Origin of the sequence: Exiguobacterium artemiae 255-15 (assembly GCF_000019905.1) — a bacterium.
Classification (GTDB): domain Bacteria; phylum Bacillota; class Bacilli; order Exiguobacteriales; family Exiguobacteriaceae; genus Exiguobacterium_A; species Exiguobacterium_A artemiae.
In genome coordinates this window covers 2,669,627-2,689,260 of the sequence record NC_010556.1, presented here as the reverse complement: position 1 = coordinate 2,689,260, position 19,634 = coordinate 2,669,627, and the positions used below count along the sequence as shown (strand labels likewise).

20 protein-coding genes are annotated in these 19,634 nt (G+C 50.7%); 15 read left to right on the top strand and 5 right to left on the bottom strand.

All coding sequences use genetic code 11. From position 1 onward, the window contains the following. Positions 1 to 60 precede the first annotated feature (60 nt). The 5 genes from EXIG_RS13740 to EXIG_RS13720 all read right to left on the bottom strand — a co-directional run bounded on the left by EXIG_RS13740 (position 61) and on the right by EXIG_RS13720 (position 5,920). A complete protein-coding gene (locus tag EXIG_RS13740; protein ID WP_167315857.1) occupies positions 61 to 2,775 on the bottom strand; it encodes a sensor domain-containing protein in 2,715 nt (904 codons plus the stop codon). 204 nt (positions 2,776 to 2,979) lie between these two features. Next, the gene (gene treR / locus EXIG_RS13735; RefSeq protein ID WP_041261741.1) at positions 2,980 to 3,690 is read right to left on the bottom strand and encodes a trehalose operon repressor; all 711 of its coding nucleotides are present in this window, start codon (positions 3,688 to 3,690) and stop codon (positions 2,980 to 2,982) included. A gap of 46 nt (positions 3,691 to 3,736) precedes the next feature. Beyond that, positions 3,737 to 4,699: an ABC transporter permease subunit gene (locus EXIG_RS13730; protein WP_012371567.1), complete on the bottom strand. Its 963-nt coding sequence runs from the start codon at positions 4,697 to 4,699 to the stop codon at positions 3,737 to 3,739. Beyond that, on the bottom strand, positions 4,692 to 5,558 hold the full coding sequence (locus EXIG_RS13725) for an ABC transporter ATP-binding protein (protein ID WP_012371566.1): 867 nt from the start codon (positions 5,556 to 5,558) through the stop codon (positions 4,692 to 4,694). Before EXIG_RS13725 ends, EXIG_RS13730 begins: the two co-directional genes overlap by 8 nt. Then, complete coding sequence (locus EXIG_RS13720; RefSeq protein WP_012371565.1) at positions 5,552 to 5,920, bottom strand: GntR family transcriptional regulator; 369 nt, start codon at positions 5,918 to 5,920, stop codon at positions 5,552 to 5,554. The genes EXIG_RS13725 and EXIG_RS13720 overlap by 7 nt, the downstream gene beginning before the upstream one ends. Positions 5,921 to 6,063: 143 nt before the next feature. Here EXIG_RS13720 and EXIG_RS13715 point away from each other — a divergent pair, with 143 nt between their 5' ends. The 15 genes from EXIG_RS13715 (at position 6,064) to wecB (ending at position 19,413) form a co-directional block, all read left to right on the top strand. Then, positions 6,064 to 6,558 carry a P-loop nucleotide/nucleoside kinase family protein gene (locus EXIG_RS13715; RefSeq protein WP_012371564.1) on the top strand — a complete coding sequence of 165 codons (495 nt, stop codon included), beginning with the start codon at positions 6,064 to 6,066 and terminating at the stop codon, positions 6,556 to 6,558. Positions 6,559 to 6,674: 116 nt separating this feature from the next. Then, positions 6,675 to 7,733, top strand: a complete 1,059-nt coding sequence (gene prfA, locus EXIG_RS13710; RefSeq protein WP_012371563.1) for a peptide chain release factor 1 — start codon at positions 6,675 to 6,677, stop codon at positions 7,731 to 7,733. Then, positions 7,733 to 8,581, top strand: coding sequence for a peptide chain release factor N(5)-glutamine methyltransferase (gene prmC, locus EXIG_RS13705; protein ID WP_012371562.1), 849 nt, complete (start codon positions 7,733 to 7,735; stop codon positions 8,579 to 8,581). Before prfA ends, prmC begins: the two co-directional genes overlap by 1 nt. Further along, entirely contained in the window at positions 8,578 to 9,576 is a 999-nt protein-coding gene (locus EXIG_RS13700) for an L-threonylcarbamoyladenylate synthase (protein WP_012371561.1), read from the top strand. Before prmC ends, EXIG_RS13700 begins: the two co-directional genes overlap by 4 nt. A 17-nt stretch (positions 9,577 to 9,593) precedes the next feature. Beyond that, positions 9,594 to 10,109, top strand: a complete 516-nt coding sequence (locus EXIG_RS13695; protein WP_012371560.1) for a low molecular weight protein arginine phosphatase — start codon at positions 9,594 to 9,596, stop codon at positions 10,107 to 10,109. A gap of 5 nt (positions 10,110 to 10,114) precedes the next feature. Then, positions 10,115 to 10,555 (top strand): ribose 5-phosphate isomerase B, encoded by a 441-nt coding sequence (gene rpiB / locus EXIG_RS13690; protein ID WP_012371559.1) that lies wholly within the window; start codon positions 10,115 to 10,117, stop codon positions 10,553 to 10,555. Next, a complete protein-coding gene (locus EXIG_RS13685) occupies positions 10,556 to 11,095 on the top strand; it encodes a TIGR01440 family protein (protein WP_012371558.1) in 540 nt (179 codons plus the stop codon). Between the two features lie 110 nt (positions 11,096 to 11,205). Continuing rightward, entirely contained in the window at positions 11,206 to 12,465 is a 1,260-nt protein-coding gene (glyA, locus tag EXIG_RS13680; protein ID WP_012371557.1) for a serine hydroxymethyltransferase, read from the top strand. A gap of 101 nt (positions 12,466 to 12,566) precedes the next feature. Beyond that, positions 12,567 to 13,235 (top strand): response regulator transcription factor, encoded by a 669-nt coding sequence (locus tag EXIG_RS13675; RefSeq protein WP_012371556.1) that lies wholly within the window; start codon positions 12,567 to 12,569, stop codon positions 13,233 to 13,235. Next, on the top strand, positions 13,232 to 14,596 hold the full coding sequence (locus EXIG_RS13670; RefSeq protein ID WP_012371555.1) for a sensor histidine kinase: 1,365 nt from the start codon (positions 13,232 to 13,234) through the stop codon (positions 14,594 to 14,596). The genes EXIG_RS13675 and EXIG_RS13670 overlap by 4 nt, the downstream gene beginning before the upstream one ends. 76 nt (positions 14,597 to 14,672) lie before the next feature. Then, positions 14,673 to 15,704, top strand: a complete 1,032-nt coding sequence (locus tag EXIG_RS13665; RefSeq protein WP_012371554.1) for an ABC transporter permease — start codon at positions 14,673 to 14,675, stop codon at positions 15,702 to 15,704. Next, on the top strand, positions 15,701 to 16,345 hold the full coding sequence (locus tag EXIG_RS13660) for an ABC transporter ATP-binding protein (protein WP_012371553.1): 645 nt from the start codon (positions 15,701 to 15,703) through the stop codon (positions 16,343 to 16,345). Before EXIG_RS13665 ends, EXIG_RS13660 begins: the two co-directional genes overlap by 4 nt. 158 nt (positions 16,346 to 16,503) lie before the next feature. Further along, complete coding sequence (locus EXIG_RS13655; RefSeq protein WP_012371552.1) at positions 16,504 to 17,448, top strand: hypothetical protein; 945 nt, start codon at positions 16,504 to 16,506, stop codon at positions 17,446 to 17,448. Positions 17,449 to 17,518: 70 nt separating this feature from the next. Next, the gene (gene upp, locus EXIG_RS13650; protein ID WP_012371551.1) at positions 17,519 to 18,148 is read left to right on the top strand and encodes a uracil phosphoribosyltransferase; all 630 of its coding nucleotides are present in this window, start codon (positions 17,519 to 17,521) and stop codon (positions 18,146 to 18,148) included. A 128-nt stretch (positions 18,149 to 18,276) separates the two neighbouring features. Then, positions 18,277 to 19,413, top strand: coding sequence for a non-hydrolyzing UDP-N-acetylglucosamine 2-epimerase (gene wecB / locus EXIG_RS13645; protein ID WP_012371550.1), 1,137 nt, complete (start codon positions 18,277 to 18,279; stop codon positions 19,411 to 19,413). Positions 19,414 to 19,634 lie beyond the last annotated feature (221 nt).

Genomic DNA, 19,634 nt, shown 5'->3' with positions numbered 1-19,634 from the left:
CGGTCCTTTTTAATCATATGATTTTGCAGCTTAACAGTAAGATCGTCGGTAACAGTGTCTTTAGGAAGATTGCAGCGCCTCAAAGACGAAGTGGGACTGCTTCACATCCAAGTACTGACATTCATATTCGATCTGACCGTTATCCAGTTCGATCGCCTGAAGCGGTCGGACCGGAATCGGCTGTTGCTTCAAAATCAAAACGAGTTCAATCCCTTCATGAACAGGCAGATGTAGCGGGGAATAGAAGGAGACACTATGCATGGTCCCTTTGGAGACTGCGATATTTGTTCGACCGACGTGGATATCCTGTCCGTTCAACCGTTGAATCGTAATCGAAGCATCGATTGTCCGGGTGCTGATCGGAGAAGTCATCGCTTCCGTCGCTGCAATTTGCCGCCTACGCATCGCCTGTTCGAAATCTGCTTTTGGCAGGGGTTTACTGAACAGGTAGCCTTGAATAGTTGTACATTCGAGTCCCCGTAGGAAGTGAAGTTGTCCCATCGTCTCGACGCCTTCTGCGACGACATCCATTCCGAATTCCTTGGCCATGAAGAGGACACTCCGGACGACGGATTGCGTTTTTTTATCTTGGACCAACGTCGTCGCGAACTGCCGGTCAATCTTAATCGTGTCGATTGGATACTGTTGCAGGTAAGAAATCGACGAGTATCCTTTTCCGAAGTCATCGAGGGCGATCTTGATCCCCATTTGGCTGAGCATCTGAAGCGACTGTTGAATTTTACTGTTATCAAACAGGACATCGGTCTCGAGAATCTCGATTTCAAGCATGCTTGGGGAAACACCGAAGCGTTGGAGTGTCTCCTGGCAGGTCTCGGCAAAGTTTCCGTGAATCAGACGTTTGGGAGAAACATTGATCGAGACCGGAACGATCGGTAAGTCGGCAAGAATCCATTGGTTGATGTTCCGGCATGTTTCTTCGAGCACCCAGTCGGCGATCAGGATATGCATCTCGCTTTCCTCGGACAACGGGATGAAATCGTTTGGCGGAATCCGGCCCCAGTCCGGATGTTGCCAGCGGATCAATGCCTCGGCTCCGACGATCGTTCCGGACCAGGCGTTAACCTTCGGCTGGTACTCGAGGAACAGTTCATTCCGGCGGATAGCTGTCCGGATACTTTTTTGAAGCTGATGACGCCGGTAAGTCTCGATATTGAACGTCGAGGAATAGACGCTGTATTCATTCACACGGGCCCGACCGAGAGCGATGCTCGCTGTTTTGACAAGGTCTTCCGCCGAATCCGCATCTTCCGGAAAACGGCTCACACCGATGCCGATTGACGGGTACCATTCATAGGAATCGATGACGATCTTTTGTTTGGACAGTTCAATCAATTGTTCACAAATCTTGTTGATCGAACATTCTTCGACGACGTTCGGGAACAGGACGATGTATTCGTCTCCGTAGAGGTGACCAAAGTAAGAAGCAGTCGGCAGGTGGTGTAACAATTGTGTTGCTGTTTTTGACAACCACTTATCCCCAATCGGATAACCGAAATCATGATTGATGTCCTGTAAGGCATTGTAACTGACCGTCAAGACGCTGAACGTGGGATAAGTAGCAATCCATTGGTTCATTTGTTCAAGAACCAGTGTCCGGTTCGGCAGTCCCGTCACCCGGTCATGCATCGCCAGTTGAAAAATTTTCTCTTCCTGTTGTTTTAACTGTGTGATGTCCTGAATGACACTTTGGAAAGCGGAGACGACACCGTCTGCGCCACGGATCGGTGTCCGGTTTTCTAAAATCCAATGAATCATCTCATCGTGACGGATCCGATAGGAGACTTCGGACTCATGATTGGCGAGAACCCGGTGATAACTCGCTTCGACTTTTGATCGATCTTCGGGAAGAATCAAATCCTCGATCCAGAGCCCATCGACCTGTTGGTGCCGGTGCAACAATCCTTCAAAGATATTTTCAAATCCCCGTGTGTGAAAATCAATCTTTTTTTGATCAATATCGTATCGGTAAATCGCACTCGTCGACACTTGTTGGAACGTTAAAAACTTTTCTTTTTCATCATGAAGTTGTTTATCTAATGATTTGTGTTCCGAAAGATTGTAGATAACACAAGCGAGCTCTGCCTGTTGTTGCCGGTCATCTTGCCGGAACGCACATCGGCAGAAGATATCCTGATAACCATGCTGTGGATGAAGGACACGTGTTTCGATGTCGAGTGAAGGCAAACAACGGTTTGTTTTCAACAGATCGAGATATTCACGAAACTCCTGTTGGTCAGCAGGATGAATCCGTTGTAAAAACTCTTGTTTAGACAAATGTTTGAGCTGTTCGGGCCGAACTCCGAATAATTCCGCGAACGAGTCGGAGGAGCGCAACAAGTTACCGTGCTCATTGAATGCGGCCAGGGCGATTCCCGGAAGTGTTTCGACCAATTGCTGATCAAACTGAATCGAGTCCATCTGCTGTCTCATCAGTCGGTTTGTTGTTAAATCGCGAGCAATTCCATAAGCTCCAACAATCAGACCATTGGCGAAGATCGGAATATTGACAATCATCATTTCCAGATAATGACCTTTCGAATGCCGGATGCGTACCGTATACGTCTCGCTTTTTCCCTGCATGACCTGTTGAAAATGGAACACTGTGCTGTCTTGATCGTCCGGATGAACAAAATGTTTGAAGTGGTTCATTAAAGCGTCTCTCGTATAGCCCAGTAATAGGGATGTTTTATCGTTTAGACGCGTAACACGTCCTAATATGTCGAGCGTATAAATCGCATCTGGATGGTTTTCCATGAAGTGTTCATCAATGGTGGATACGTCCTGACCGCGTTTTAGTAAAGTATGTAGTCCTTTCATAAATGGCAATGGCAAAACCTCCAGTTAAAAAATATAAAAAGAAACCTAAAATTTGGTTCACATTTTTATAATATAACATTCAAATGGAAGAATGAACGTTTCGTTCAAAAAAACAAAAAAAGGACTCTGAGTTTAGAGTCCTTAGCGGCGGGCAATATCCGTGAATTGAAACTTATCGAGCCGGTGACGCGACTGTGTCCGTTCAAAATGCTGACCCTCGTAATAATACGTATCATTCGTAATGACGATGACATGGGAGGTGCCCTCGAGATCCAGATACTGCTGATCTTCCGCCGTCGCGGGTTGGGCCTCGATTTTTCGTTTGGCATAACTGATCTGCCGTCCGAGTGTCTGTTCGATATACGCATAAATCGACGCACCGGCAATTTCTTTCGTCAAACCGGGGACGAGGGACGTCATGAACAGGTTGATATCAAAGATGACCCGCTCCCCGTCAATCGACCGGACCCGTTTGACCTGCGTGAGCGACGTACCGGGCGTGACATGGAACAACTGGGCAAGTTCCTCGGTCGCTTCGAGCAGCTCACAGGAAATGACATCGGTCTTGACGTCATGTTCGCCGATTTGCCGGTTTGCTTCCGAAAAGCTGACGATGCCGTTGAACTGAAAGGCAATCGCATCCTGACTGAGTACGAAGACTCCTTTTCCCTGGTGTTTGCGGACGAAGCCCTTGTCCTGCAGGGCATCGATGGCTTTTCGGACTGTTCCGCGGCTGGCGCCGAATTCCTGCATCAGTTCCGTTTCGGAAGGGAGTTTTGTTTCGGCCGGTAACGTTCCGTTCTGGATCCGGTCGACCAATTGTTGATAGATCTGAAGATATTTGGGCATGATCGATTCCGTCCTTTATCTGAAGTATTGGGGATAGTGTAGCACGGAATTAACGTTTCCACCCAATCATCCGGCGATAGGAACTGAAAGCGGGCCAGGCGAGAATCGCGACGGCAAGCCAGTAGAGAAATTGATTTTCAGACGAGATGATGCCGATGACGGCAGCGAGTAAAACAGTCGTATAGACAGAAAACACGATGATCAACAACGGATGAATCTTCGGGAAAACCGTGAAACGACCAAGACGTTCGTTTTCGCTTTTGACATACAGCAGACTGCCGCAACTGATTAAGATGACCAGTAAGACCAGGTTGAATATCAAGGCGCTGATCAACTGTTCGTCCTGGAACAACAAGGTGAACGGGGAAGCCGTCGTTGTCAGGAAATCAAACGACGAATTTCCCTCTTCTGCGAGACCGAATCCGAGCGTCGTGATGGCAACGACCGCCAAAAAGGTCAAATAGTTTAAAAACAGGAAGAACAGACCGAGCAGTAACTGCCCGATGACGTCACCGGCAATCGTTCCCGCGAGCAAAAAGATGCTGAAGACGACGAGGTCGAACAGGAAATAGGACACGAAGTCGAGTGCCAGGTCGGACAAACTGACATAGTCGAAAGGATTGATTCCGCCGAGTCCTTGCAAAATCAGCCAGCTGACGAAGAAACCGATGATCGGCAGAATCAGCAGGACGGCGACACCGAGACTCCACTTGATCCAGTAGAGCGTTTTTTTATTGACCGGCAGTGCATGGAGCATTAGACTCCGGCCGCTGCCCCGTTCTTTACCGAGGAGCAGGATTGCGAAAACAGCGATTAAAATCGCACCGAACCCGGCAAAACTTGGACTGATGAGAACGGATTGGATGATTTCGGACTCTGCGCCGCCGTATGTACCGAAGTTGTCGATGACTGTGTAACTGCCGAAGCCGTAACTGAAAACGGCGAGCAGGAACAGTGAAGCGAGCGGCCAGATGCCTTGCTTGATATGATAACGGATCAGTTGTTTATACATGTTGATCGCCTCCGAACGTTCCTAAAAAGTAATCTTCGAGTTGGACAGGTAAGGCATCTTTCAATAACGGATTCGTCTTGTCAACGTAAGCGGCACCGGCTTCCGAACGGACGATCAGCGTGACGACCCGTCCGGTTTGGGACAGGACGTGGACGTCGTGGTGTTGGAACTCCGGAACGGTCTCATAGGCGAGCTGCCATTTCTGCATGCTGGATTTCGCATCTTCGAGTGTTTGCGGTTCTTTGACGAGATGCTGTTCGATCGTCATGATCCGGTCGGCCAGTGAATCGAGTTCCTCTAACTGATGTGACGCGATCAGGACGGCGGTTTGACGTTCGGCAAGCAGGGTCACGAGCTGTTTTAAGTAATTCCGTTTATTGATCCGGTCCAGTCCATCCGTCGGTTCGTCGAGCAACAGGACCGGGGCATTCGTCGCAAACGCCAGCTGCAGTAAAAACAGTTGGGCCTGACCTTTCGAGAGCGAAGTGACACGTCGTCCGCGATCGAGGTTCAAGGACCGGCAATAGTTTTCGATGAAGGTTCGTTCGAAATTCGGATAAAAGGCATGGTAAAAACCGATCAGCTCGCCGAGTGTCATCTGACGGTAGACCCCGAGCGAATCCGGGACTAAAAACAGATGCTGCCGGGCTGCCGGAACGTGATGGATCGACTGTTGGTTCCATTCGACTTTTCCGCGCGACGGCTCCAGTGCTCCGACGAGTGTCTTCAGTAAGGTTGTCTTCCCGGCGCCGTTTCGTCCGATCAATGCTGTAATCGTTCCGGCGGGTAGTGTGAACGATGCATTTTCATAAATCATTTTGGAATCAATCTGTTTGGTCAGGTGAGACACGGTCAACATGAGGAATCCTCCCTTGTTTGGATAAGTAGTTGATAGAGATCTGCATTCGAGATCGATAGTTCGTTCGCTACGGTACAAAGTGTCTGCACATGCGGCAGGATTGCAGCCTGTTTGACGTGTTCAATGGGCAGGTCGGAAATGAACGAGCCTTTGCCGCGCATCGTGACGATGAAGTTCCGGCTTTCGAGTTCCTGATAGGCACGGGACACCGTATTCGGATTGACGAGCAACGTGCTCGCCAGTTCCCGAACAGACGGCATCTGTTCACCGGACCGAAGCAAGCCGCGGGCAATTGCACGGATGATTTGGGCGACCAGCTGCTCATAAATCGGCAGTGAACTTTTGGGATCAACCGTAAACATTCGCTTACCTCCTTAAGTGTATTAATTCAATTAGTACACTAATTATAGGAAAAACCTGTCAGAAAGTCAATACAGGGCATATTCGTCAGTACGTACTCGTTTCATTCCGGTAAAATGAAGGAAACGTGATCGGAGGAAAAAAGATGAAATCAACGGGAACACTTTATTTTTTCTGCGGAAAAATGGGTGCAGGAAAATCGACTGCCGCCAAACAGATTGCCGAAGAACAACGGGCCGTTCTTCTATCAGAAGATGAATGGCTAAACGCACTGTATCCGGATCAAATTAAAACGTTTGACGACTATCTCGAACATGCAACGCAGATGAGACTACTTGTGAAACAACATGTCCAACACCTTCTGGCTGTTGGCGTTGATGTCGTGATGGATTTTCCAGCGAATACGAAAAAACAGCGGAAATGGTTTTTGGACCTGGTATCAGAAATCGATGCCCACCATCAATTGATATTCTTGAATCGGACGAATGAGCAGTGTTTGCGTCAAATTGCTCAGCGGCGTCAGGAACAACCGGAACGAGCCGCTTTTGATACGGAAGCGATATTTCTTCAAGTCACAGATTACTTTGAAGTTCCGATTGCTTCTGAAGGCATCAGGATCGTCGAATGGAAAGGCATGTGACCTTTCTCGAACGTTGAAGTGTTCTCTGCTTCTGTTACACATCATCGGTCGTTTCGTAAAGGCTGGAATATTTGCTATACTGACGACAGAAGAATCATCAGGAAGGATGACCGAGAATGTTAGATCGATTGAGTGCGTTAGAGGACCGATATGAAAAGTTGAACGACCTGTTGGCAGACCCAGCCATCATTAAAGATACAAATCAATTGCGTGAGGTGTCGAAGGAGCAGTCACAACTCGCACCGACCGTTGAGGTCTACCGTGTTTACCGTGACAAGATGGAGGCGTACCAAGAGGCGCGTCACATGTTGACAGACCCGGAGATGCGCGATCTCGCAAAAGAAGAAGTGGCCGTCCTCGAGCCGGAAATCAAGGACCTCGAGACGAAGCTGAAAGCTCTTCTCTTACCAAAAGATCCGAACGATGATAAAAACGTCATCGTCGAAATCCGCGGCGCAGCAGGCGGCGACGAAGCGGCTTTATTTGCTGGTGATCTCTTTAAGATGTACTCCAAGTTCGCCGAGAAACAAAACTGGAAGATTGAGATCATCGATGCCAGTTATACCGAGCTTGGCGGATACAAGGAAATCATCTTCATCGTCAAAGGCAGCGGGGCCTATTCGAAATTGAAATACGAAAATGGGGCGCACCGGGTGCAACGTGTTCCGTCAACCGAGTCGGGCGGACGGATTCATACGTCGACCGCGACTGTTGCCGTTCTGCCGGAAGCAGAAGATGTCGAAGTCGAGATTCACGATAAGGACGTCCGCGTCGATACGTTCACTTCAAGCGGACCGGGCGGACAGTCGGTCAACACGACTCAGTCGGCAGTCCGGGTCACACACGTGCCGACGGGAATCGTCGCCAGCTGTCAGGATGAAAAGTCACAGATTAAAAATAAAGAAAAAGCAATGAAGGTCTTGCGGGCCCGTGTTTACGACAAGATTCAGCGCGAGCAACAGGCCGAGTACGATGAAAAACGGAAATCAGCGGTCGGAACAGGCGACCGTTCCGAGCGAATCCGGACGTATAACTTCGCCCAAAACCGTGTCACCGATCACCGGATCGGTCTGACGATTCAAAAACTCGACCGGATTCTCCAGGGCGAGATGGATGAAGTCATCGATACCCTTGTGATGGAGTATCAGGCCCGAGCATCGGAGGCGGCGAACTGATGCGGATTGCAAAACGTCTCAATCAAGCACAAACGATGCTCGTGACGGCAGGACGCGAGGCCTCGAGTGCCGAATGGTTACTTATGCACGTTTTACAGATCGACCGGACCGGATTATTGATCCGCCTGTCGGACGAACTCGAGCCGGAACAGGACCTGTTGTTCAGTGAATATTTATTGGCGCATTTAAATGGTGTCCCGGTTCAGCATTTGATCGGATATCAACCGTTTTACGGACGAAATTTCCGTGTGTCACCGGCCGTTCTCATTCCGCGCCCGGAGACGGAGGAATTGATTGAATTCGTGACGGGACGCCTGCAGGGCGAAACGTTCCAACCGGGGGAAATCGTCGATATCGGCACCGGCAGCGGCGCAATTTGTCTGACGCTTGCGCTTGAACTCGGACAACCGGTCACGACGGTCGATATTTCACCGGAAGCCATTGCGGTGGCAAAGGAAAATCAACAGACGCTTGGAGGAGAGGTCACCTTTTTGGAAGGTGACTTACTGGCACCGCTTGCTGACCATTCGGTCCGGGTGCTTGTCTCGAATCCCCCTTATATTGAAGAAGATGAATTGCTCAGTGACGTCGTGTTTGATCATGAACCGCACCTTGCTTTATTTGGCGGGAAAGACGGACTTGTATTCTACCGCCGCCTGCTTGAAGATAGCGCACGTGTCTTACGCGATGATTTTCGTCTGATTGCGTTCGAAATCGGACACAATCAGGGACAAGAAGTGCAAATGATGTTAAAAAAACGTTATCCAACTGTAGAAACGGGTATTTTAAAAGATATAAACGGTAAAGACCGTATCGTGTATGCGGAACGAAAGGATTGTCCAGAGTGAAGACGGAAATGATTCAGCAGGAGACATTAAAGGAAGCGGTACGACTATTACAGGAAGGTGAGGTCGTCGCGATTCCGACGGAGACCGTCTATGGTCTTGCGGGAGATGCGACGAGCGAAACGGCCGTTCGGCGAATTTTCGCCGCGAAGGGTCGACCTTCCGACAATCCGTTGATTGTCCATGTCGCATCCGTCGAACAGGCAAAGCAGTTCGTCACTCATATTCCGGATGTCGCGGCGCAATTGATGGATACGTTTTGGCCGGGTGCCTTGACGATCATTTTAGAATCAAACGGGCGTGCATCCTCACTCGTCACCGCAGGACTGGATACGATCGGATTACGGATGCCGGACCATCCGCTGGCGCTTCAGTTGATTGAAGCGACCGGACTGGGTCTAGCAGCACCAAGTGCCAACCGTTCCGGAAAACCCTCACCGACGTCATCTGCGCACGTCGCACATGACCTCTCGGGCCGCATCGCCGCAATCGTCGATGGCGGGGAGACCGGAATTGGTGTGGAATCGACGGTCATCGACTGTACCACGAATCCACCGGTGATTTTACGACCGGGCGGTGTGACGCGGGAACAGATTGAATCTGTCATCGGGAACACGGCACTTGATCCTGCCTTATCGATGAAGGATCAGACACCGAAGGCACCAGGGATGAAGTACACGCATTATGCACCGGAAGCCACTTTATCCGTTGTCGCGGGTGACCTCTCATTCCTGCAGCAACTCATCGATGAAGCACGCCAAAATGGACAAAAGACAGGCGTCATTCTCTTTGACGGAGAAGACATCGAAGCCGATGTCCGTTGTTTCCTCGGAACAACGATGGAAACAGCTGCGCAACGTCTTTACGATTGTTTACGGCGATTTGATCAGACAACAGTAGATCAGATTTTTGTACGGGACCTATCAGAAGAAGGGGTTGGGCTAGCAGTCCGGAATCGGCTCCACAAGGCAGCAGGTGGTCGGATCATTCGCCCGTAAAGAAGGAGGATACTGAGATGAGCACACGTCGTGTATTGTTTATCTGTACAGGAAACACATGCCGCAGCCCGATGGCAATGGCATTATTACGCTCAAAAGTGGCCGATCAAGAATTCGATGTCCGCTCTGCCGGTCTGCGTTCGATGCAAGGGTTTGATGCTTCCGAAAACGCCTTACAGGTCTTACGGGAGCGCGGAATCGAACTCGAGCACTATACGCAAGTCTTTGACGACGTCCTCGGGCGTTGGTCGGATATCATATTGACGATGACACGCAGTCATAAACAGGAAGTCGGCGAACGGTACCCGGAACTGAAAGACCGGACGTTTACGCTGTACGAGTATGTGACCGGCCTTGAACGGGATATTAATGATCCGTACGGCGGATCGATGAACGTCTACCGGCAGGTCCGAAATGAACTCGAACCCCTCGTCAACCGTCTTGTGTTAAAATTGACGCAGAACGGAAACGGAAGAAAAGCACCGGACAACCGGAAACTTCCGAAAAAACAACCTAAACAAACGGGGGAATAGTAACGATGAAAGTAGCAATTGGAGCAGACCATGGTGGTTTTAAGTTAAAAGCAGAACTGAATGAACTCTTACAGGAGCTCGGAATTGATTATACGGACTTCGGCACGTATTCATCCGAATCAATTGATTATCCGGACGTCGCGATTCCGGTCGCAGAAGCAGTTGCGAACGGTGAATTCGACCGCGGGATTTTAATTTGCGGAACCGGAATCGGAATCGGAATCGCGGCGAACAAAGTCAAAGGTATCCGCGCGGCGCTTGTCCATGACACGTTCAGCGCAAAAGCGACACGTCAGCATAACAACTCGAATATCCTGACGATGGGCGAACGTGTCATCGGACCGGGCCTTGCGCGTGACATCGCGAAAATCTGGCTCGAGACGGAATTCGAAGGCGGACGTCATGAAAACCGTGTCTGCAAAATCTCAGATTATGAGGTGAAGTAAATGGATTTGGAACAAATCAAACAGGATCTCGAAGCCTCGTTGACGGAACTGAACGAACGTTTCCCGTTGAAAGGGAAGTTACTTGTCATCGGCTGTTCGACAAGTGAAGTCATCGGGAAACAAATCGGAAAAGCGGGTTCACCCGAAGTCGCAGAAGCGTTGTTCGATGTCTTTGATACGTTCCGCCGTTCGCATCAGGTCGATCTGGCGTTTCAAGGCTGTGAGCACATCAACCGTGCTTTGACTTTGGAGCGGCAGATCGTCGAACGGCTCGGTCTCGAAGCCGTGACGGTCGTTCCGGTTCCGGAAGCCGGCGGTTCGATGGCGAGCGTCGCGTATCAGCGTTTTTCGGCACCGGTCGTCGTCGAAGCGATCCAGGCCGATGCCGGAATCGATATCGGCGATACGTTCATCGGGATGCACTTGAAACATGTTGCGATTCCCGTCCGTCTGCCGCACCGCGAAATCGGTGAGGCACATGTGACGGCTGCCGTGACGCGACCGAAACTGATTGGTGGCGCGCGCGCTAAATACGAATGATTTGCGCAAGGGGTTGCACTCCCCTTGCTTTTTTAATGGATTTTTAGAGGGTGCCCGCAAGAGATTATTCGTGTTAAGATAGGTTTATCGAAATGAATGGGGGAATTCAGATGGAACAAACACCACTAACGTATCTGAAACAGCAAGATGAGGAACTCTTTTCGGCTATGCGCAAGGAACTAAAACGTCAACGCGATAACATCGAGTTGATTGCGTCAGAAAACTTTGTCTCACAAGCGGTCATGGAAGCTCAAGGCAGCGTGCTGACGAACAAATACGCTGAAGGTTACCCGGGTCGTCGTTATTACGGCGGTTGTGAGTTCGTCGATTTAGCGGAAAACTTGGCACGTGATCGTGCGAAGGCCATCTTTGGAGCAGAACACGTTAATGTTCAGCCGCACTCAGGTGCCCAGGCCAACATGGCCGTCTACTTCACAATTCTCAATCAAGGCGACACGGTCCTCGGGATGAACCTCTCCCATGGTGGTCACCTGACACACGGCAGTCCTGTGAATTTCTCCGGTGTTCAATACAACTTCGTCGAGTACGGCGTCGATCCAGAAACAGAGATGATCGATTACGATGTCGTCGCGAAGCTTGCGGAAGAACACAAACCAAAACTGATCGTTGCGGGAGCATCGGCTTATCCGCGCGTGATTGACTTCAAACGATTCCGTGAAATCGCGGACAGTGTCGGTGCCTACTTGATGGTCGACATGGCCCACATCGCGGGACTCGTTGCAGCAGGTCTGCATCCGAACCCGGTCGAACATGCCCACTTCGTCACGACGACGACGCACAAGACGCTTCGTGGACCGCGCGGTGGAATGATTCTTTGTAAAGAAGAGCATGCCAAAGCGATCGATAAATCGATCTTCCCGGGTATTCAAGGCGGACCGCTTATGCACGTCATCGCAGCGAAAGCCGTTGCCTTTGCGGAAGCATTAGCACCTGAATTCAAGGATTACATCGAGCAAGTCGTAGCGAATGCGAAAGTCCTCGGTGAAGAATTGACGGCACGCGGACTGCGGATTGTCTCCGGCGGTACCGACAACCACTTGCTGCTCGTCGACCTGCAGCCGCTCGGCATCACAGGAAAACTGGCAGAGCATGCACTGGACGAAGCCGGTATCACGGTCAACAAAAACACGATTCCATTTGATCCGGCAAGTCCGTTCGTCACGAGTGGAATCCGGATCGGAACAGCGGCGATGACATCACGCGGTTTCAAAGAAGCAGAAATGAAACAAATCGCGGAACTGATCGAACTCGTTCTGAAAAATCCGGAAGATCAAGAAACACTGACAAGTGCCCATAAGCAAGTTCTCGCTTTGACAGGCCGTTTCCCGCTTTACCCGGAACGCGGTTAAGAGTTACCCGTACGAGCACCACCTCGACCTTTTCGATTGATGAGAAGTGCGGGGTGGTTTTTTGATGACCTGTAGGCAGAACAAAAAGGATGTGAGAGGAAATGAAGATTTTAGTCGTCGAAGATGATTTGCATATTCAGCGGCTGATCCGCGAGACACTCGAGGCGGACGGGCACCGGGTGACAGCGACGGCTGACGGGAACGAAGCGGCCGCTTGGATAGACGGGCACCTGTTTGAGGCGGCCGTGCTTGATGTGATGGTGCCGGGACGAACCGGTTTCGAGTTATGTGCCTTGTTGCGTTCGAATCAGGAAATTCCGATTCTGATGCTGACGGCACTTGGGGAACTGACTGATAAGCGCGACGGTTTTTCAGCAGGCGCCGACGATTACATCACGAAACCGTTTGATCCGGAAGAACTGGTTTTCCGGCTGCATGCGGTCGCCCGGCGGTATCAAAAAGCTGCCGTACCGACGATGCAGTTCGGTGAAGTTACGATTGATAAACGGAGCCAGCAGCTGACGATTGGAACGACACGTTTGACGATTCCCCGCCGTGAATTTGAATTGTTACATCAACTGGCGAGCTTCCCGGGACGGGTCTTCAGCCGTGAAGAACTGATCGAACATGTCTGGGGACTCGACTTCATGGGCGACGATCGTACGGTCGATGTCCATATCAAACGGTTGCGAACCCGGTTACACCAGACGGAGGCGATCACGATCGAGACCGTCCGTGGTCTCGGATACCGGTTGGAGGTAAAATCATGAAGTCGTTATATGTCAAAATCGTCGGTCTTGTCTGCCTGGTCCTGCTCGTGTCCGCATTGATCGCCCTGTTAATCAGTAACGTTCTGTATTACACGGTCTGGCAAGCATCCTACAGTCAAAAGGTCGAAGAGGCGGTCGAGACGTCTTTTGCGTATTATGAGCGGCACGGGGACCGGCGGGTCGATTCGTTTTACGAGATGCTTAGTGCGACCGGCTTTCAGCTGTATGTCGTTTCGGAATCCGGCCAGGTCAAGCGGTACGGGAATCCGTTCCGTAATGAGACAATCACACCTGAGGTCGTTCAAGCGGTGCAGGACGGACAGGTCTATCAGGGCATGCGGGACTACCCGTTTCACCTGTTTCTGCTCGGATTGTTCGATAACGAAGTCATCAATACGTACGGGACATCCCTGCAAACGGACACCGGAACGGACGCTGTCTTCATTCGTCCGGACTTAAGCCGGCAGATTCGGGAACTGCATCTGTTCGTCGGTGCATTCCTGGCGTTACTCGTCCTGCTGAGTTTTCTGTTGCTCGTCTTTTCGATCCGTTATCTCGTTCGTCCGATCAAACGCTTGACGACGGCGACGGAACGGATGACGGCAGGCGATTATTCCGTCTCGGTCGCGATGGCCGGGCAGGACGAAATCGGAGAACTGTCACGCCGGTTCGACGAGATGGCGCAAGCCGTCGCGAAGTCGGACGCGGAACGAAAAGCATTTGTTGCGAATGTTTCACATGAATTCCAGTCACCGCTGACGACGATCCGGGGATACGCGGAGCAGCTCGAACGGTCTGCCGAAACGAAAGAGCGTCTGAAGTTACAGACGATCGGACAGGAAGCGACACGGATGGCCGAGTTGACACGTCAATTGCTGACCTTGGCCCGGCTCGACGAAGGGCGACCGCTTCGGCGCCAGCCGATTCCGCTCGTCCAGTCGATTCAGACGACTCTTGAGACACTGAGTTATCAGTTGGATGAACGCGGAGTCGCCGTCGCGCTGGAAGCCTCGGACGATCCGGTGATTTTGGCGGACGAGTTGGCACTGGAACAGATTTTTCAAAACCTGATTCGAAATGCCTTACATGTCTCGGCGGAAGGTGATCTGATTACGATTCAAGTCGACACAGAAGCCGATTCCGTCATCGTTCGGATCAAGGATCAGGGACCGGGCATGACGGAGGAAGTCATCGCCCATGCCTTCGAACGCTTTTATCAAGGGGATGCCTCACGCGGAACAAGCGGGACCGGCCTTGGACTGGCAATCGTCAAAGAGACGATGAACCAGTTGGAAGGACAGATTCGGATCGAGTCGGTTCCCGGTACGGGGACGACGATGGTCCTGACTTTTTTAAAGTAAGACGGAGTCGTTCATATTCCGTTCATCTTCGCCCGCTACAATCAAACCTGTAACGTACAAACAGGAGGGATGAAAGATGAAGATGGGATGGCGTGAATTGATTCGGATGCGACAACGCTTCTTCTTGATGGCAATCGTGACGACATTGATCGTCTTGTTGATTTTGATGATTTCCGGACTCGCGGACGGACTGGCCTATGACAATGGAGCAGTCGTCCGTAACTTGCCGATTGAGCAGGTCGCCTTGAGCAAAGATGCGGAAGGACAACTGACACGATCGTTTTTAGAGCGGACAGATCAACCGGCGGCGACGGAAGCACTAGGTGTACAAAACATGGTACTCGAAAAGCAGAATGGAACAAAAGAAGATGTGACGGTGTTCGCTTCTCCGGGCGACACGCGTTACGGACCGCGTCAACTGGCAAAGTTGAAAGATGGACAAGTCTTGGTCGACACACAGTACGCAAAACAGAACGGGACGAAAGTCGGTGATTCATTCACGGACTTCCGGACGAAACAGACGTTCGAAATCGTCGGCACGGTCACCGATGGGCGTTACAGTCATGCACCGGTCGTCTGGATGACGCTTTCGACATGGGACGACTGGCAACAGAAGATGGGGACGGATTATGTCTCGGCATTCATCAGCGGGAAACCGATCAAAACTACGCTTGCGACATATACGAAACAGCAAATCGTCGAACAAGTGCCGGGTTACGCCGCGGAACAAAATTCATTCCAGATGATGCGGGTCGCGCTCATCGTCATTGGTTCGTTGATTCTGACTGCTTTTTTCTACATCCTGACGATGCAAAAGATGAAACAGCTCGGTATCCTGAAAGCAATCGGGATTCGGACGCGGACGATTGGACAAGGACTCGTCCTGCAAGTCTTTCTGCTGACGGTTGTTTCGTTTTCAGTCAGTCTGTTGTTGACATGGACAGTCGGACAATTGTTACCGGACGACTTACCATTTCGTTTTGAATGGACGACCAGTCTGCTGTACGGCGGATTGATCATCGTGACGGCGTTGCTCGGCGGACTGATTCCGTTACGTGCCTTGAAAAAACTGGAACCGGCGGATGCGATGGGAGGAATGACGGGATGATTAAGCTGACAGATGTCGAACAAACGTATGGCGCGATGAAAGTGCTGGAACACGTTTCGTTCGAAGCAAAAGAAGGAGAGTTGATTGCTCTCGTCGGACCAAGCGGCAGCGGGAAAAGTACGTTACTCCAGTTGCTTGGTCTGTTGCAGACACCGTCCGGAGGGCGGATTCAGTTTGATGACCGGCTTTTGCAGGACACGTCGGACGAACAAAGACGACGGATGCGGTTACTTGAGATTGGATTCATCTTTCAGGAATCGCATCTCGTGCCTTTCTTAACGGCGGCGGAACAGTTGGAGCTCGTCGCGGAAGAAGCCGGTCAGACCATCGATGCGGCGGCGCATCTTGAAACGTTTGGCTTACGTGACCGGGCCGACCATCTTCCGCAAGCCTTATCCGGCGGGGAGCGGCAACGGGTCGCGATTGCCCGGGCTCTCGTCAATGATCCGCGTCTCGTCTTAGCGGACGAACCGACCGCGAGCCTCGACTACACGAATGCCCGGCAGGTGATGGACCTGTTACGGCAACAGGCCCATGAGCACGGGAAGACTGTCATCGTCATCACACATGATGAACGGATGTTATCCTACTGTGACCGTGTCTTGCGGATGGAAGATGGGATGTTAACAGAACAGTCGTGAACAAGATGCAGTCGTCTTTCTGTAAAGGAAGATGGCTGCTTTTTCTGCTTTTCATTTAATTAATCTGACAATATAAGTTTCTTGTTCAATATTTTGTATTCATTTTTACTTTTTTTGTTATACTGAACTAAATTATTAAATGAAGGTGGAACGATTTCATGAAACTTGAAGAATTTGCTCAAGAAGAAATTGAGCGGGTAGATATTAACCAACTGACAATGTGGTTAGAAAAACAAAGTCTGTCCAAACGAAATTATAAAAAACTACTCGAAGACTTTCAGGCGATTGTCGTCATGCAACAGGCAGGATTTTACGAACAAGCGGATGAGCGGTTTGCCCAGTGGAAAAATAATCCCGTCCCGATTGAGATGTACCGGTACCGGATGGCGATTGCCGCGCGTGCCGGCGGGAAGATGCTCGCCAAAAAACGATTCATGATGTTGCCGGATATGGCAAAAAATCATAACTATATGAAGCCGTGGAAAAAGCAACTCCAGTTCAGTCCATGGATGATGGCGGGAGCAGCCGCTGTCGTTGCGTTGGTCATCGGGCTGACACAAATTGATTTTTCGGGTGATACGCAGGCAGAAGCAGTGAAACAAAAAAAGAATGAACAAAAAATCACGGCACTCTCAAAAGAAGTCAAAATGTTAAAGCAGGATAACGGGCAGTTGACGGGGGAAGTGAAAAAACAAAAAGCCGAGGTCGTCAAAGCAAAACAATCCGCACCGTTGAAACTGGAATTGAAGGAAGCGAAAGCGGCCCTCGATGCCAAACGCTACAGCGACGTGGATCAACTGTTGTCGAAGGAAGTCCTGCGTAATCCGGAGACGGCATCGACCGCAGCGTTTTATCAACTCAAGGCGAAACACCGGAGCTACAAGTCGATTCCGAAAAATTATACCGCCTATATCGAAGCCTATCCGAAATCCTCGCATGTTCCCGCGGTCCTCTGGATGAAAGCCTTCCGTGAACAGGCACTCGGTCAGGTGGCGTACAAAGAGACGCTGAAAAAACTGGCGAGCTTGAAAAAAGATCCGGCAGCGACTGCGGCGCAAGATGTCTTGTCCGGAAAACGGACGTTAAACGATCAGGACTTCTGAGAAAACAGTTCCCAAGCAGTCGCTTTTTAGAGTACAATGCGAAAAGAGAATGGAGAGGAGATGCAAAACAATGAGTAAAGTACATGTATTTGATCACCCATTGATTCAGCACAAGATGACGATCATGCGTAAAGTCGAAACAGGAACGAAACAATTCCGGGAGCTTGTCGACGAAGTGGCTTCATTGATGGCATATGAACTCACGCGCGATCTTCCGCTTACTGACGTTGAAATCGAGACACCGGTCACGAAAACGACGCAAAAGATGATCGAGGGTAAGAAACTGGGAATCGTTCCGATTCTTCGTGCCGGTCTTGGGATGGTGGACGGTATGCTTCGTATGATGCCGAACGTCAAAGTAGGACACATCGGTCTTTACCGTGATCCGGAAACACTTGAGCCGACAGAATACTATCTCAAATTACCGACAGACGTCGCAGAACGTGATTTCGTCGTCGTTGATCCAATGCTTGCGACAGGCGGTTCAGCTGCTGACGCAATCTCCTCTTTGAAAAAACAGGGTGCGCAAAGCATTAAGCTGGCTTGCCTCTGTGCAGCACCTGAAGGCGTCAAACGCATTCAGGAAGAACATCCGGATGTCGATATCTATCTTGCGGCACTTGATGAGAAATTAAACGACCATGGTTATATCGTTCCCGGACTCGGGGATGCGGGTGACCGTCTGTTTGGTACAAAGTAACCGGCAGAATGAAAGGCGCTTCCTGCGAAGGGAGCGTCTTTTTTTTGTAAACTCGTCACGGGTGTGCCCTGCGCACGTGACATGGAATATGTTTTAATGAAAACAGAAGCAAGAAGGAGGAAGTCCGTATGCCCATCAAAGTCATGCCGATTTTCGGCACACGACCGGAAGCTGTCAAAATGGCACCGCTCGTCAACGTCTTAAAAAACAATCCTGCGTTTGAGGTCCATGTCACGATCACGGCCCAGCACCGGGAGATGCTTGATCAAGTCTTGGCGCTGTTCGAGATTACGCCCGATCATGACTTGAACATCATGAAAGCACGACAGACGCTGGTCGATATCACGACACGCGGTCTCGAGGGACTCGATGCCGTCATGAAGGAAGTTAAACCGGATCTCGTCCTAGTCCACGGTGACACGACGACGACATTCGTCGGCAGTCTCGCCGCCTACTATAATCAAATCGCCGTGGGACATGTCGAAGCGGGACTCCGGACATACAATAAGTACTCACCATTTCCGGAAGAGGTGAACCGGCAACTGACCTCGACGCTGGCCGATCTGCATTTTGCACCGACCGATCAGGCGGCTGCGAATCTGGCATCGGAAAACCGACATACAGGCGTCTTCGTAACGGGGAACACGGCGATCGATGCCCTGCAAACGACGGTCCAACCGGATTACGTCCATCCTGTTCTTGAACAGATCGGTTCGAAACGACTTGTTCTGATGACGGCGCACCGGCGGGAAAATTTAGGTGCAAAGATGCATCAGATGTTCCGGGCGATCCGGCGTCTCGTCGACGATCATCCGGATATTCATGTCGTCTATCCCGTCCACTTGAATCCTGTCGTTCAGGAAGCTGCGAACGAGGTTTTTGGAGGACACGATCGAATCACCTTGATTCCGCCGCTCGATGTCTTTGACTTCCATAACTTTGCGAGCCGGGCGCACCTTATCTTGACGGATTCCGGCGGCGTTCAGGAAGAAGCTCCGTCACTCGGTGTGCCGGTTCTCGTCTTACGCGATACGACCGAACGTCCGGAAGGCGTTAAAGCGGGAACGTTGAAGCTGGCCGGAACGGATGAAGAAACGATTTACCGTCTCGCGAGCGAATTGCTCGAAGATGAAGCGGCGTATAAGGAAATGGCGCAAGCTTCGAATCCATACGGAGACGGTCATGCTTCCGAACGGATTGCGGCGGCGATTCTGGAACACTTTAATCAGGATGCGGCGTTTGAGCCGTTTAAAGTCGAGAACTGACGAAAGTGTAGACATACAGTAAAAGGACCGGTCCTACCGTTAAAAACGGCGGCACCGGTCCTTTTATGGACTACAGCAGATACCTTTTTAAATACCGTGAACGTCCTCGTTTCATGCGACTCCTGCAGGAAAAAGCGCGTTTTTTTGCGCTGTCAGAGACAAACGAGACCCGGTTTCCTGACCACAGGGGCAGGAAAACTGGCTTGTGTCTCGCCTGCGGA

Bases quoted from the DNA above. Each gene is read 5' to 3' on its own strand.
- EXIG_RS13720 (WP_012371565.1), bottom strand. From the start codon at position 5,920: ATGTTTACGGTTGATCCCAAAAGTTCACTGCCGATTTATGAGCAGCTG.
- EXIG_RS13655 (WP_012371552.1), top strand. From the start codon at position 16,504: ATGAAACTTGAAGAATTTGCTCAAGAAGAAATTGAGCGGGTAGATATT.
- EXIG_RS13670 (WP_012371555.1), top strand. From the start codon at position 13,232: ATGAAGTCGTTATATGTCAAAATCGTCGGTCTTGTCTGCCTGGTCCTG.
- glyA (WP_012371557.1), top strand. From the start codon at position 11,206: ATGGAACAAACACCACTAACGTATCTGAAACAGCAAGATGAGGAACTC.
- EXIG_RS13660 (WP_012371553.1), top strand. From the start codon at position 15,701: ATGATTAAGCTGACAGATGTCGAACAAACGTATGGCGCGATGAAAGTG.
- EXIG_RS13725 (WP_012371566.1), bottom strand. From the start codon at position 5,558: ATGTTGACCGTGTCTCACCTGACCAAACAGATTGATTCCAAAATGATT.
- EXIG_RS13685 (WP_012371558.1), top strand. From the start codon at position 10,556: ATGGATTTGGAACAAATCAAACAGGATCTCGAAGCCTCGTTGACGGAA.
- prfA (WP_012371563.1), top strand. From the start codon at position 6,675: ATGTTAGATCGATTGAGTGCGTTAGAGGACCGATATGAAAAGTTGAAC.
- EXIG_RS13665 (WP_012371554.1), top strand. From the start codon at position 14,673: ATGAAGATGGGATGGCGTGAATTGATTCGGATGCGACAACGCTTCTTC.
- prmC (WP_012371562.1), top strand. From the start codon at position 7,733: ATGCGGATTGCAAAACGTCTCAATCAAGCACAAACGATGCTCGTGACG.
- EXIG_RS13730 (WP_012371567.1), bottom strand. From the start codon at position 4,699: ATGTATAAACAACTGATCCGTTATCATATCAAGCAAGGCATCTGGCCG.
- EXIG_RS13715 (WP_012371564.1), top strand. From the start codon at position 6,064: ATGAAATCAACGGGAACACTTTATTTTTTCTGCGGAAAAATGGGTGCA.
- rpiB (WP_012371559.1), top strand. From the start codon at position 10,115: ATGAAAGTAGCAATTGGAGCAGACCATGGTGGTTTTAAGTTAAAAGCA.
- upp (WP_012371551.1), top strand. From the start codon at position 17,519: ATGAGTAAAGTACATGTATTTGATCACCCATTGATTCAGCACAAGATG.
- EXIG_RS13675 (WP_012371556.1), top strand. From the start codon at position 12,567: ATGAAGATTTTAGTCGTCGAAGATGATTTGCATATTCAGCGGCTGATC.
- EXIG_RS13695 (WP_012371560.1), top strand. From the start codon at position 9,594: ATGAGCACACGTCGTGTATTGTTTATCTGTACAGGAAACACATGCCGC.
- EXIG_RS13740 (WP_167315857.1), bottom strand. From the start codon at position 2,775: ATGGAAAACCATCCAGATGCGATTTATACGCTCGACATATTAGGACGT.
- wecB (WP_012371550.1), top strand. From the start codon at position 18,277: ATGCCCATCAAAGTCATGCCGATTTTCGGCACACGACCGGAAGCTGTC.